A 13744-nucleotide genomic window follows, 5' to 3' on the forward strand; every position below is an offset into this window, starting at 1 on the left:
CCGCAAACCCGACATACACCCGCAAAACCTGTAGGAGCTGGCTTGCCAGCGAAGACGGCAGCAGCTTCACCCTCGCATCGCCAGCAAGCCGGCTCCGACAGATGTGTGTCGCGCCGCAAACCCGACATACATCCGCAAAACCTGAGCTGCCAAGTGCAACGAGGCTGCGATCTTTTAAAAGCCAGATCAAAAGATCGCAGCCTACGGCAGCTCCTACGGGAGTAACGGCCTGACGCCCGCTTAACCTGTCATCCTCCCCCCCCTCACAAACCGGTTACGCCCCAGCGCCTTGGCGTTATAAAGCGCCTGGTCTGCCACCTCGATCAAGCCTTGCAGAGGGTCCAGCTGGGACCCCGTGGCTGCAGCAATCCCGATGCTCACCGTCAGCCGTCCGAACGGGCTGGAGTGGTGCGTTATATCCTCATGCTGCAAACGGTCAAGGATAAGTTGCGCCACCGCCGCGGCACCGTCACTGTCGGTGTCAGGCATGATGATGCCGATCTCCTCTCCGCCATAACGTGCCACCAGATCGGATGGTCGCCTTACGCACGCCTCGAAAATCCTGCCAACCGTCTGCAGGCAGGCGTCTCCAGCCACATGCCCGAGCGAGTCGTTGAAGCGCTTGAAGTAGTCGATATCAATCATGAGCAATGCCAGCGTCGTTCCCTCACGCTGTGCTCGCCGGGCTTCCATGGCAAGGCTCTCATCGAAGCAGCGCCGATTTGCCAGACCGGTAAGGGCATCCTTCATCGCAATCAGCTCAAGTTGCCGATTCGATGAGAGCAACTGCTGCTGGGCCCCGCGCAACTGATCCTCGGCCCGGGTACGCCGACGGATATCCAGGATCAGGAACCAACCGATGAGACCGGTCAGTCCCAGCAGCCCCGTCACCACCACCGCGGACAGCAATGCCTCCGTTCGCCACGCGGCGAGAACTTCGTGCTTGCCGAGTGCCACGGTCGTGACCAGCGGCAACTGATCACTCTTGCGAAAGGCGTATAGCCGCTCCACACCGTCCAGGCTGGAGGTAAACGACGCGGTGCCGACTGATCGATCGACGAGGTACTTGGCGAAGATGGGTGACCTGGAAAAGTTGCGCCCCATGTCCTGTTCGCGAAAAGGATAACGAACCAGCAGCGTACCGTCGGTGTAGGACAAGCCGATAGCGCCCTCCTGCCCGACGTCGATCTTGCCAAACAGGCGCAGGAAGTTTTCCACCCCCAGGGTGACCGCCACTACGCCGGCAAATTCGCCGCGAGGACCATTGAAACGACGGCTGACGGTGATCACCCATTCGTGATTGGTACGGCTCTGGATGGGCGGACCGATAAAGATCTCGCGGGAGGGATCGTCGCGGTGATGAATGAAATAGGCACGATCAGTGCTGTTCGCCCCGGCTGGAATCGGCCGGTTGGAAGACATCAACCAGCGTCCCTGATTATCGTAGACCGTGATACCACTGAGCTGTGGCATCAGCGGCACCTGGCGATCGACCAATGCACTGAGCCGCTCAATCTGCGCAGGGCCGCTGCCTTCGGTTTCCAGGCGTTCGACAAGCCCGAGCAACAGCAGCGAGCTTTGCCGGACAATGCCTTCGGAGTAAGTCGCAAGTGCCTGGGTCAGGTTCAAGCCATGGACATCCACTTCCTCCAGAGCTTTATCTCGAGAGGCAACTACCTTCCAGACAGTCAGTGACGCCAGGGAGCAACCGATAACCAACAGCAAAAGCACAACAAGATGGGTATCACGCTTCACGTTACTACCTTATGGAAAGTCCGCTTTTCCGTTCCAGCGACTATTGGGCCAAGCCGATAGCGGCAGCCATTCGTCCTTGAACAAGGATACAAGTAGAGGTGAAACGCTGCAGCAAGTGATTATGAGGCACTGCTCAACGAAGCTGATTTCGACCCGTAACGAACGCTCAAAGGACAATTGAACTGAGGCAGCGGTATAGTTCCGCAAGTTAGATGCCGTATACCCTTCAAGATGACGCACCAGCGGAAAAGTCTGATCATGAACGGAAAAGCAGGTCGGCCAGCCACCTCGGATTGGGTCATACGTAGCGCTCAACCTGGCAGCGTGGAGCGCATCGAAGCGTGGTTCGGCAGCCATGGCTACGACCCACATCGCCACGATACCTACTCGATCGGCCGCACCCTCGCTGGCGTGCAGAGTTTTCACTACAAGGGTGCGCTGTGCCACGGCGTGCCGGGCAACACACTTGTGCTGCACCCTGACGAAGTCCATGACGGCATGGCGGGCACTGATGCGGGTTTTCGCTACCGCATGGCCTACATCGATCCGGCGCTTATTCAAAATGTTCTCGGCGGTGAGCCGTTGCCCTTCATTGCTGGCGGACTGTCATGCGACCTGCGTCTGTACCGCGCCAGTGAAGCCTTCGTGCAGGCACTGGATCATCCTCTGGAAATTCTTGAGGAGCAGGACGCCTTATACGACCTGGCGATGGCGTTGCGTGCGGTCGGTGGCAAGCCACGCGGCCGCAAACGCCTCGATTACCGCTCGGCCGAGCGCGCGAGGGCGTTCATCATGGAGCACCTTCACCAGGGCATTACACTGGAGATGCTGGAACAGGCCAGTGGACGCGAACAGTGGAGTCTGTCACGGGACTTCCGGGCACTGTACGGCACCAGTCCCTACCGTTTTGTCACGCTTCGGCGCCTGGACAGTTTTCGTCGGCTGATCCTCGATGGCTTCACCCTGGTCGATGCCGCCCTGGCCGCAGGCTTTCACGATCAGAGCCACATGACCCGGCACTTCACTCGCAGCTACGGCGTGTCGCCTTTGCGCTGGCTTGAACGCTTGCGTTCCACCCGCTGACTTGCAGGATCGTACAAGAACTGCATGCTTTTGGTTCGATAGGCTGACGGCTTCAACTACAGAGGATCCGTCATGTCCGACTTCACTCAGCAACGCGCATCACACCCTGTGAACCTGGCCCAAAAGGCTTCGCTGATCGAGCAACAGTGGAGCCCAAGGGTCGTCGCAGAAATGAACGACTACCAATTCAAGGTCGTGCGAATCGAAGGTGAATTCGTCTGGCACTCGCACCCACAGACGGATGAAGCATTCCTGGTGCTCGAAGGCATTTTGCGCATCGATCTACCGCAGGGCTGCATTCATGTACACCCGGGCGAATTGTATGTCGTGCCACGTGGCGTGGAGCACAGGACAGCAGCGCACGGAGAAGCGAAAATCATGATGATCGAGCCGCGAGGGGTTCTGAATACCGGTCACGAAGGGGGTGAGCGGACGGCTTTGAACGACGTCTGGATTTGATTATTCGTGTTCACAAGACAAACGATAAATCCAGATACCTGGCATCGCACTTTACGATGCCAGCACCTGGCAGGTGACGTGCCGGCGCTCTTCATCGTGGCGGTTGCCTTGGCCATCTTGACGCCCCGCTCGCCATTGGCCGCTCGGCCCGGGACACACAATGGGGCCTGAGAGCAGGCATGAAATGACTTTCATCCCGGGTATGCTCACTTGGAGTTTCTGAGAAACTCCCCTGATCGACCCCGGCCAAGGGTCGATCAGTGCGCTTGGGTGCCGACGCGACGGCTGATATCTTTCCCGCGCACCAAATCGCGTCCAATCGACGCTGAACCCATCAAGGAAGATAAAAACAATGAAAATAGTATTCATCGCTTCGCTGGGAATTTTATCGCTGACGCAAACTTCACTGGCCTTCGCGGAGAATGCCAATGGAAAAAATCTCTATCTACAGCGATGCAGCATGTGCCACGGAACAGATATCAAGGCAACAGGCCCGCTGGCCAATAAAAGCAATCCGCCTACGCCTGATCTGACAACCTCCGCTTTCAAGAAACGATTGAATGATTATCCGGGCGTGATTGTCTCTTCGATAATACTTCGCCCAAATGGCGACTTGATTCCAAGAACCTTGCGCGAGAATGGTGTAAAGCTATCGCCGCATGCATGGAGCGTTAAGGATCTGCGCGATTTGAATCAATACATGGGCGATGTGATTTCACAAAAACGATGATCTTTAAAGTGCCGCGCCACTGCTTCGGCTGGCCACCTGCGCGACCGCACTCACCATTGCAACTCAGTCTTGCGTCGGCGCAGTTGCGCGGGCGCCGGGCGCTCGCACGGCAGAAACCGGCCGCGACCCGCCTCACCGCGCGGCGCGCCGTCCCAGACCACCTCACCGCGAGACAGGGTCATGGCCGGCCAGGCGCTCAGCGTCATGCCGGCGTAAGGCGTGTAATCGACGTTGTGGTGCAGCATTTCATTGCACAGGTGCACCGACTCACCTTCGTTCCAGATCACCAGGTCGGCATCGGCACCAATGGCGATGCTGCCCTTGCGCGGATACAACCCATACATCCTGGCGGCATTGGTGGAGGTCAGCGCGACAAAGCTTTGCGCGGTGATGCGCCCAGTGCGCACGCCTTCGGACCAGAGCAGCGCCATGCGGGTTTCGACACCGGGAATGCCGTTGGCGATCTGGTCGAACGACACCTCTTCTCCGTGGGCCTTCTTGCCATTCGGGCCATCGAAGCGAAAGGGTGCGTGGTCTGACGAGAAAATCTCGAACGAGCCGTTCTCCAGGCCATCCCAGATCACCTGCTGGTTTGCCGCATCTCGCGGCGGCGGGCTGCAGATGCACTTGGCTCCTTCGAAGCTGTCGTCACACCCCAGAGAGTCGGCGGTCAGGAACAGGTACTGCGGGCAGGTTTCGGCGTACACCTTCAACCCCTGGCTCTGGGCCCAGCGAATCTGCTCCACGGCCTCGCGACCCGACACGTGCACGATCAGGATCGGCACGTCCACCAGCTCGGCAAGGGCGATGGCACGATGGGTCGCTTCGCGCTCCACCAGCATCGGCCGCGACGCGCTGTGGTAGCGCGGCGCAGTCAGCCCGGCCGCCAGTAGTCGCTCGGTAAGCCAGGCGATGCAATCGCTGTTCTCGGCGTGGAGCATTACCATGGCGCCCTCACGGCGCGCGACCGACAACGTCTCGAGAATCTCCCGGTCGCCCAGCTTCAGCGCATCGTAGGTCATGTAGATCTTGAACGATGTATAGCCTTCCGCAATCAGGGCCGGCAGTTCTTCACGCAGCACCTGCGGGGTGGGGTCGGTGACGATCAGGTGGAAGGCATAATCGATCACCGGCTTGTTACCCGCCCGGCGATGGTAGTCATCGACGGCAGAGCGCAGGCTTTCGCCCTTCTGCTGGCAGGCGAACGGGATGACGGTGGTGGTGCCGCCGCAGGCCGCCGAGACCGTGCCGCTGAAGAAGTCATCGGCCATCACCGAGCCGTCGCCAGTCGGCTGGTCGAGGTGCACATGGCTGTCGATGCCACCGGGGGTGACATGCCGGCCTGCCGCGTCGATTTCCTGGAGACCTTGCGGCAGGTCCAGGCCAAGGGAGACGATGCGCCCATCACGAATACCGATATCGCTGGTGAACGTGTCTGAGGCGGTTACCACGCGGGCGTTGCGAATCACCGTATCAAAAGGTTGCATATCAGGCCTCTTGCAGAAGTAACCAGCCGGTCAGGCGGCGCGTGTCTTCAATCAAGTTCGTTCAAGCCAGGCACGGGCGATTTCTTCGCGCGTAGCAAACCAGACACCGCCGTGTTGCCGGGCATACTCGATGAATTGCTTGATAGCCCTGACCCGCCCGGGACGGCCCACCATGCGTGGATGCAGCCCGATCGACATCATGCGTGGCCCTTCAGCCGACTCCTCGTAAAGGACCTCAAAGCTTTCTTTCATGTATTCGAAAAAGTCCGATGCCTGCGACAACCCCGGAGAATTCCAGTAGCGGAAATCGTTCACGTCAGCGGTATAAGGCACCACGAGGTGACGCTTGCCCTCGACCTCGACAAAGTAGGGAACATCGTCGTTGTAGGCATCGGAGTCGTAGAGAAAACCGCCCTCTTCAGCGACCAGCCGACGGGTATTGACGCTGGCGCCATAGCGGCAATACCAGCCGACCGGACGCTTGCCGCAGGTGCGTTCGAATGATTCGATGGCCAGGCGCATGTGTTCACGCTCCTGTTCTTCGGTCAGGCGAAACACTTCCTCCCAGCGATAGCCGTGACTGCAAATTTCATGACCACCTGCAACTGCAGCGCGTGCAACATCAGGGTTCTGCTCAAAGGCCACTGCGCAAGCATGAAAAGTCGCGCGAACCGATTGCTGGTCGAGAATATCCAGGATTCGCCAGATCCCGACGCGAGAACCGTACTCGTACATCGATTCCATCGCCAGATTGCGTGTGCCGTCGGGTATTGAATAGCTGCCCCATTCGGTCATGGATTCCTGGTCCGGGTCGCCCATGGCGAGCGAGCGTTCGGAGCCTTCTTCGTAGTTGATCACCAAACTGATGGCCAAACGTGCGCCATTCGGCCAGGTGCCTTGTGGGCGTTGTCTACCGTAACCCACTAAATCGCGTGCAGGTGAAACCATCGGGATATTCTCCTGAAGTGACGGGTTTTATAAGTGCGTGGCGAAAGTCGCGACTTAGCAGTCGATATCTTTCAGCCGGTCATGGTTGAAGGTGCTGTCCGATTGCCACTCGCTGAAGGCCAGTCCCATGGCCAGGGTTTGGGCAATACAGAACGAAGCGGTGAGCGAGCGAAAGCCCAGTAATTCGGCGTCGTTGACCTCAATCACCGTATCGGCCATTTGCCCGATAGGGCTCAGAACGCTGTCAGTGATCGCCACCAGCGTCACGCCTGCTTCCCGCGCCTGACGACAAGCCTCGACGGTGTCCTTGGCGTACGGCGGAAAGCTGACGGCTATCAACAAATCATCATCGGCAATGGCGCTGACCTGCTCCGGCAACGTGCCGCCAGCACCGCTGATGTGCACGGCTCGCCGGCCGACACGACTCAATGCGTAGCTCAGATACGCCGCCACCGGAAAGGCACGGCGCATGCCGATGACGAACGTCGTGCGCGCGACTTGCAGGTGGGCGATGGCGGCTTCGATATTGGCCTGCTCGCCGCCTTCGGCCAGGTGTTCCAGGGAAACGATATTGGCCTGGCTGAACTCACGCAGAATCCCGCCGACGTCACTCGGGTCCTCCAGCAACGTCTCACCGCCGTAGTGCCGAATACGCTCGCTGTGAGTGTCGGCTGCCTGTTGCAGCGGTGCACGGAACAGCCGCTGCAAATCCTTGAAACCTGCAAAGCCAAGGGCCTGGGCCAGCCGAATATAAGCGGAAGGCGCGATGCTCGAGCGCTTACCCAGTTCGGCCACCGTGTTGAGTGCGATCTCATGCGGGTTGTCGATCAGGAATCGGGCCGCATCGCGCAGACGACCGGTCAGTTGTTCGTGCTGGGCCGCTATACAGTCACGCAGCTCTGCAAGGGTTTCAGGTAAGGCCATAGTGAAGGCTCGTAAAATTGGAAGTGTGTGCGCCTGTCAACGCAACGCGGTGATTGCTTGATCAAGCGCAGTGATGAGGCGGTCGACTTCTTCCAGCGTGTTGTAATGCGCCAACGACACCCGCACTACCCCGCCAAACTGGCCTAGCCCAAGGGCTTCGATAAGTCGCCGCGCATAGAAGTCACCAAAACGAATGCCAATGCGGTGCTCATCGACCCTGCGCACAACAGCCTCTGACTGAACGCCCTCGACCACGAAACTGATCGTTGGTACTCGATTGTGGGTATTCGCTTTGCCGATGATCCGAACGCCCTCGCGCTGGCGCAAGAATGCCAGCAGACGCTCGGCGAGCAAATCCTCCTGCACCTCGAAGGCATCGAACGCAGCCTGCATGCACTTGCGCTCGCTGCCTTGCGCTCCAAGCCGGGTGCTGATGTCGAGCAAATAGTCGGTAATGCCAATGCAACCGAAGGACAACTCGTAGTTGACGTTGCCCGGCTGCAATTTGTAAGGCACCACATCCTGACCGATAAAGAAGTGGTTAAGGCTCGGCAATTCCAGCAACAGATAGCGACGACCCCAGAGCACGGCAAAGTGCGGGCCGAACGTTTTATAGAAGCTATAGACGTAGAAATCGGCGCCGCTCGCCTGCACATCCACCAGACGGTGTGGCGCATAAGCGACGGCGTCAACGCACAGTTTCGCACCCACCGCATGGACACGCCGCGCAACCTCGGCGACTGGATTGACCGAGCCGAGAATATTCGAGGTGTGGGTCATGGCCACATAACGGGTTTTGTCATTGAGCAAGACCTGCAGGTCATCCAGCTCCAGCTCACAACTGTCGAGATTGACCTTCCACACGCGCAAGGTCGCACCACGGCTTTCGCACAGTTTGACCCATGGACCGATGTTGGCCTCATGATCGCAATTGGTGACGATAATTTCATCACCTGGGACGATTGACGGGGCAATGGCGCGACACAGTATTTGCAACAAGTGGGTGGTCGAGCCGCCCATGATCACTTCTTCGGGGTGCTCGGCGTTGATCAACTGCATGACCGAGTGGCGCGCCTGCATCACTCGCTCGCCAGCGGCAACGGAAGGTTGGTAGGAAGCACCCAGTTGCACACTGTTGTTCAGCAGGTAATCACAGACCCGCTCGGCCACCGTGTTCAGTACCATCGAACCACCGGCGTTATCCATGTAGGCATAACCATCGGCCAGACCTGGAAACTGCTTGCGAACATAATCGATATCGAGAGGATTCACTCTACTTTCTCCAGCCGGATTCAGTGGTGCAGGATGGCCTGAAGGAACGCTTTTGTACGAGGTTCCTTAGGTGCGGTAAAAAACGGTTCAGGGATGTTCTGCTCAACAATGCGGCCACTTTCCATGAAGATCACCCGGTCGGCGACCCGTCGGGCAAAGCCCATTTCGTGAGTCACCACGACCATCGTGACGCCGGAGCGAGCAAGGTTCTGCATGACATCGAGTACTTCGCCGACCATTTCCGGGTCCAGTGCCGAAGTCGGTTCGTCGAACAGGATTGCGCGAGGCTCCATGGCCATGGTGCGGGCAATGGCAACACGCTGCTGTTGGCCGCCAGACAATTGGCTCGGGTATTTATGTGCGTGATCGCCCATGCCGACCTTCACCAATAGCTCCTTGGCCCTGGCGTGCGCATCACGCCGGCTCAGCCCGCGAACACGGATCGGCGCCAGTGATACGTTGTCGAGAACAGTGAGATGTGGATAGAGGTTGAAGCTCTGAAACACCATACCCACTTCGCTGCGGATGGCGGCCAGTCGCGGACCGTTTTCAACACGCTCGCCGGCCACGCGGATATGGCCTTGCTGGTAGTTCTCAAGCAGGTTGATGCAACGGATCAAGGTCGATTTACCCGAGCCGGACGGGCCAAGAATGACCACCACTTCACCTTCTTCAACCTGCAGGTTGATATCGCTCAACGCTTTGAAATTGCCGTAGTACTTGTCGAGCTTTTCGATGTCGATCAACGTGCTCATGCGGTTTTTCCTCCAGAGGCGTTACGACGCTCAACCCAGCTGACCATCTGCACCAGCGGCAGCAGCAGCAAGAGGTACAGCAAGGCTGCCCCAACCAGCGGTGTCGGGTTAGCTGCCAGTGCCTGCGCCTGGGTCGCCTGCTTCAGCAAGTCAGGCATCGCTACGACTGAGGCGAGCGCCGTGTCTTTCATCACGTTGATGCAATTGCTGGTCATGGGCGGCATCACGATGCGGATAGCCTGCGGCAAAACCACGTCGCGCATGGTGTTGAAGAAACTCATGCCTTGAGAGGCCGATGCTTCGAATTGGCCACGGGGAATGGCCTCGATGCCCGAACGAAAAATCTCCGCGCTGTAGGCGCATGAGACAAGCGAGAGCGCACTGGCAGCGGCCGCAAAAGACGACAGACGAATGCCGACAAAAGGCAGCGCGTAGTAGATGAGTACCAGTAAAACCAGCAGTGGAATGGAGCGCATGATATCGATGTAGATACGTGCAAGCGCTCGAACAGGTGCGTAGGAGTACAACCGCAGCAATGCCAGCAATAGCCCGCCCACCAGGCCCAGGGCAATGCTCACCACCCCAAGCAAAATGGTCACGCCCAAACCGCGCATCATCAGCGGAAGCGAATCGACGAGCACGTTCCAGTTGAAGAATGTCTGCAAAAGATCCATGGGATACCTCGGTCAATACAAGTGGCGAACAGGCGTCGCCACTTACATGCATCATCAGCAGGGCTTACTTGAGGACGGCGGTCACTTTCATGGTGCTAGAGTCTTGATCGGCGTCGGCGCCGAACCACTGTTTGTGGATTTTCCCCAGGGTGCCGTCTTCTTTCATCTTGCTGATGATGTCGTTGACCTGATCGCTCATCGCCCAACCTTTGGCGTGCATCAGCGAGTATCGTTCACCCGTGGGAATACGCGCCACGATGGCATATTGCGGTTTGTCCTTGATGTAGTAGAGCACCGCCGGGATGTCGCTGAGGTAGCCATCGATTCGTCCGGAAGCCAGGTCGAGCATGGCCGGCGATAGCCCTTCATAGCGCGAGACATCGGCGAACTTGTACTCGTCCTTGTGTTGGCCGATCCACATGTCACCGGTAGAGCCAGTGTCGACACCCACCACCTTGTCGTTCATGTCGGCCAGGCTCTTGACCTTGGAAGTGGTCAGTGCGGTGAGCGACTGGTCGCTGTCGAAGTAAGGCTGCGCAAAGGCTACCGACTCCAAACGTTTAGGGGTAATAGTGATTGAAGAGATAGCGATTTCAACACGTTTGGATTGCACGGCACTGAACAGGCCGTTGAAGGGAATATTGACGAACTCGACGCTTTTTCCGGCGCGCTTGGCCACCTCTTTTACAACATCGACTTCGAAGCCGACGAACTCACCTTTGGAATCCTGAAACTCCCAGGGCACGTTGCCAACGTTAGCACCTACGGTCCAGTCCGCGGCCCAGGCTGGCAGTGAAACTGCGGCGGTCATGAACAATCCCAACATCACTTTCGCTTTCATGTTTGCTCCCGATTGTTTGTTTTTTTAGGTGCTAACAGCGGTTGATCTCGTACAACGTGGGATCGAGAGTAAATCAATGAATTATTTAATTCAACACCGTATGTCAGTGAATTTTTTGCTCCGCTACCATTTTCAGTTTGCCTTGAGCGCCACGTCCAAAGGGAATCAGCTATCAAGGCTGAAGCCAAAGCTGTGGTGTGAGAATGCCTCGATGGAGGCCTCTTCACGGGTTTCGACTTTATGAGCGTCTGCTGGCGAGCAGCCGATCGACTGCTCAAGGTCGCGAGTACACTGGCGGACCTTGAACAAGCCGACGGGATCAGACGCGAACATTTGGCCGAGGGGCTGCAATGTCGGCCGACAATGCCTACCCCTTGGTCAGATCAACCAACGGCGTCTGCCGCACCTCAGTCTCCCGCCCACCCTGAATATCGCTCACCTGCTTCAAGGCCTTATCCACAGCCGCCTTATCCGCCAACAAGCTGTAGCTGATGCGGAACTGCTTGTGTTCCTTCGGCCCGATTGTGGGTACCAGGTTCAGTGGCCGCTGATAACGGCGGTTGTAGGAAAAACTTGTCCCCGGCTCCAGCCCCGTGACATAGCCCTGGCCTTGGGTATCGGTGTTTTTCCACAGGGAAAACACCGGCAGTGTCTGAGTATTGAAGCCGACCGAAACGCCCAGGCTGCCGGTCTTGTCATGCAACACGGTCAACGTATCGCCCTTGGCATCGGCATACGGCACCACGTTGTAAACCGTTTCGTCGTAGTCCTTGGTCGGTGCGCGGTAGGTTTGCCAGTCGGGCAGATCACCCTTGGCCTTGTCGTTGAACGGCGACACCTGTTTCACCGGCGCGGCGAAACGAGCGCCCTGCTCCAGGAACGGGGTGCTGAAGTTACTGTGATACAGCGCCTGGTATTCCTTCGGATAGTCACCGTTGTTGGTCAGGGTGTCGTTGAGGGCGAACACTACGCTGCCGGGTTCGGTGACCAGTTCGGTCGCGACGGAGAAGTCGACCTTCTTGAACGCCTGCTCCTTGAGTTCGCCGCGCAGGGTGATGGCGTACGGTGGTTTTTCATCGATGTGCAGGGTGACTTTGTTCGCAGGAATATTGGCGGCCCGACCGTGCAGGGTCAGCAGTTCGCCGTTGTCGACGCCTGGGTGGCCGACCCATTCGTATCCGCAGCGGGTGACCAGCTCATTGAAGCCTTCCAACCAGCCCAGACCACCGCGGCCATTGAGTTCGATGAAGGACGGATTGACCACTTCCTTGACCGGCGAATCCCAGCCCATCCTCACATCGCCTACCGAGGCCTGCAAGACGTTCATTCCGCGAGTCGGCACTACCGAGAGTTTCATCGTGCCGTTATCGATGTCGACGATGCTGACGCCCTCCTGCCGCCCGCCATGCAAGGTGCGCAGGGTGACGCTGAAGGGTTTGTCGGTTTTTACGCCGAGTTGCTGGCTGGTGATCTGCCAGTTTTGGGCGGCTTTGTCAGTGTCGAGCAGAACGTAGTCCCAGGCCATGGCGTGGGAGGCAGCGGACAGTGCGCTGAGGGCAACAAGGAGTTTGAGCGGGGTCATGGCAGCAGCCTTTCTTGGAGTTGTGGCATTTTTATAGACTTGAAGAAACGTTTCAGCAAGCTTAAAAAGCGACATAAAGTCGGAACAGCGCGTTTTTCAGGTCTGCCTTGGGCACCGGGCCGTCACAAACCTGTCACCCCTGCACGCTACGCTCCCTGCTCTCGCGCACTTCACTCCGACATAAAGCCTCACTACAAGGTGCCAGCCAAGGTGTCCTCAACTCCGTCCCGCCAGCAAATCATCCTCAGGTCCAACGACATGTGCAGCGATGACTTCGGCGCGCTGTTCGCGAAAATGTTCGGCAATCGCTATTCCGATACCCCGCCCTTGCCCTCGAACATCATCATCGGCGGCGTCTACGGCCGGCACGAGGGTGTCAGCTTTCGCCGCATGCATTACCGTGGCGACTTCTCGGTGGTCTTTCCCGATCCCCAGGACGAAATCACCTTCGTCATTCCTACCGCCGGCAAAATCATCTTCAATCACCTCTGCGAGTCGATCGGTGATTCACAGGTCGGGCTGGCAATCGACAAATCAGATATTCGTTCGATGCGTTTTATCGACAATCATGCGCAGCACGGGATGTCGATAAAGCGTGCGATGCTCACAGAACGACTGTCGACGCTATTGGGCAAGCCAATTGTTGAACGGTTGGTGTTCGAGCCTGTGGTTGATTTGAAGGTCTCGATTTTCCAGGGCCTCAAGGCATTGATCGATCTGGCCACCGGCGCCGAGTTCGATGTGCTGATCAACACCGGAACATTGATGCCATCGCGGCTGCGAGAGATGTTGTTGGACGCGGTGCTGGAATCCTGGCCGCATAATTTCACCCAAGCCCTGAGGCAGCCTGCTCCGTTGATCGCGCCACGGCATGTGAAGCTGGCGGTTGAGCACATTCAGGCGCACCCCGAGCAACTGCTCAGCGGAACGGATCTGGCCCGATTGACCCATGTCAGCCAGCGAGCACTGCAGGAAGGTTTCCGGCGATTCGTGGGGAGCTCGATTGTGGCGTACCAGCGGCAGGTGCGTTTGCAGCGCGCCCACGAAGCGCTCGCCCAACGCGATTCGCCTTCCGTGACTGAAGTGGCGCTGCGATTGGGCTTCAGCAATGTCGGCAGGTTTTGCCAGTATTTCCAGAGCGCCTATGGCATCAGCCCCGCAGAACTGAAATCAGGACTGCGCACGCGAGCGAGGCATTAAGGCTGCGGCCGCCAATCAATAGCGGCCCGAACCC

The 13744-nt window shown here is 58.0% G+C and carries 13 protein-coding genes and 1 pseudogene; 5 read left to right on the forward strand and 9 right to left on the reverse strand.

The window, feature by feature from the left end; genetic code table 11:
- Positions 1-240 precede the first annotated feature (240 nt).
- Positions 241-1755: a diguanylate cyclase gene (locus ACM6I6_RS13190; RefSeq protein ID WP_414920013.1), complete on the reverse strand. Its 1515-nt coding sequence runs from the start codon at positions 1753-1755 to the stop codon at positions 241-243.
- Between the two features lie 258 nt (positions 1756-2013).
- Between ACM6I6_RS13190 and ACM6I6_RS13195 the strand changes: the two genes are divergently transcribed.
- The 3 genes from ACM6I6_RS13195 (at position 2014) to ACM6I6_RS13205 (ending at position 4027) form a co-directional block, all read left to right on the forward strand.
- On the forward strand, positions 2014-2838 hold the full coding sequence (locus tag ACM6I6_RS13195) for an AraC family transcriptional regulator (protein WP_274076410.1): 825 nt from the start codon (positions 2014-2016) through the stop codon (positions 2836-2838).
- Positions 2839-2910: 72 nt separating this feature from the next.
- Complete coding sequence (locus ACM6I6_RS13200; protein WP_274076409.1) at positions 2911-3297, forward strand: cupin domain-containing protein; 387 nt, start codon at positions 2911-2913, stop codon at positions 3295-3297.
- 352 nt (positions 3298-3649) lie between these two features.
- Entirely contained in the window at positions 3650-4027 is a 378-nt protein-coding gene (locus tag ACM6I6_RS13205; protein ID WP_323607696.1) for a c-type cytochrome, read from the forward strand.
- Positions 4028-4077: 50 nt separating this feature from the next.
- Here the strand turns inward: ACM6I6_RS13205 and hydA are convergent, their stop codons facing one another.
- From hydA to ACM6I6_RS13240, 7 genes are all read right to left on the reverse strand, one after another.
- Positions 4078-5514: a dihydropyrimidinase gene (hydA, locus tag ACM6I6_RS13210; protein WP_414920014.1), complete on the reverse strand. Its 1437-nt coding sequence runs from the start codon at positions 5512-5514 to the stop codon at positions 4078-4080.
- Between the two features lie 51 nt (positions 5515-5565).
- On the reverse strand, positions 5566-6462 hold the full coding sequence (locus ACM6I6_RS13215; protein ID WP_274076406.1) for an allantoinase PuuE: 897 nt from the start codon (positions 6460-6462) through the stop codon (positions 5566-5568).
- Between the two features lie 54 nt (positions 6463-6516).
- Entirely contained in the window at positions 6517-7386 is an 870-nt protein-coding gene (locus ACM6I6_RS13220) for a MurR/RpiR family transcriptional regulator (RefSeq protein WP_274076405.1), read from the reverse strand.
- A gap of 36 nt (positions 7387-7422) precedes the next feature.
- On the reverse strand, positions 7423-8658 hold the full coding sequence (locus ACM6I6_RS13225) for a cysteine desulfurase-like protein (protein ID WP_408600306.1): 1236 nt from the start codon (positions 8656-8658) through the stop codon (positions 7423-7425).
- A 20-nt stretch (positions 8659-8678) separates the two neighbouring features.
- Positions 8679-9413, reverse strand: coding sequence for an amino acid ABC transporter ATP-binding protein (locus ACM6I6_RS13230; protein ID WP_274076403.1), 735 nt, complete (start codon positions 9411-9413; stop codon positions 8679-8681).
- A complete protein-coding gene (locus ACM6I6_RS13235) occupies positions 9410-10087 on the reverse strand; it encodes an amino acid ABC transporter permease (RefSeq protein ID WP_027923846.1) in 678 nt (225 codons plus the stop codon). Before ACM6I6_RS13235 ends, ACM6I6_RS13230 begins: the two co-directional genes overlap by 4 nt.
- A gap of 64 nt (positions 10088-10151) precedes the next feature.
- Positions 10152-10928 carry a transporter substrate-binding domain-containing protein gene (locus ACM6I6_RS13240; protein ID WP_414920015.1) on the reverse strand — a complete coding sequence of 259 codons (777 nt, stop codon included), beginning with the start codon at positions 10926-10928 and terminating at the stop codon, positions 10152-10154.
- A 252-nt stretch (positions 10929-11180) separates the two neighbouring features.
- Between ACM6I6_RS13240 and ACM6I6_RS13245 the strand changes: the two are divergent.
- A pseudogene (locus ACM6I6_RS13245) lies at positions 11181-11291 on the forward strand (hypothetical protein); the annotation flags it as partial.
- Positions 11292-11295: 4 nt separating this feature from the next.
- Here ACM6I6_RS13245 and ACM6I6_RS13250 read toward each other — a convergent pair.
- Positions 11296-12510: an aldose 1-epimerase family protein gene (locus ACM6I6_RS13250; RefSeq protein ID WP_414920016.1), complete on the reverse strand. Its 1215-nt coding sequence runs from the start codon at positions 12508-12510 to the stop codon at positions 11296-11298.
- Positions 12511-12768: 258 nt separating this feature from the next.
- Here ACM6I6_RS13250 and ACM6I6_RS13255 point away from each other — a divergent pair, with 258 nt between their 5' ends.
- A complete protein-coding gene (locus ACM6I6_RS13255) occupies positions 12769-13710 on the forward strand; it encodes a helix-turn-helix transcriptional regulator (protein ID WP_414920028.1) in 942 nt (313 codons plus the stop codon).
- Positions 13711-13744 lie beyond the last annotated feature (34 nt).

Source organism: Pseudomonas sp. IT-P218 (assembly GCF_949767605.1).
Taxonomy (GTDB): Bacteria; Pseudomonadota; Gammaproteobacteria; order Pseudomonadales; family Pseudomonadaceae; genus Aquipseudomonas; species Aquipseudomonas putida_AE.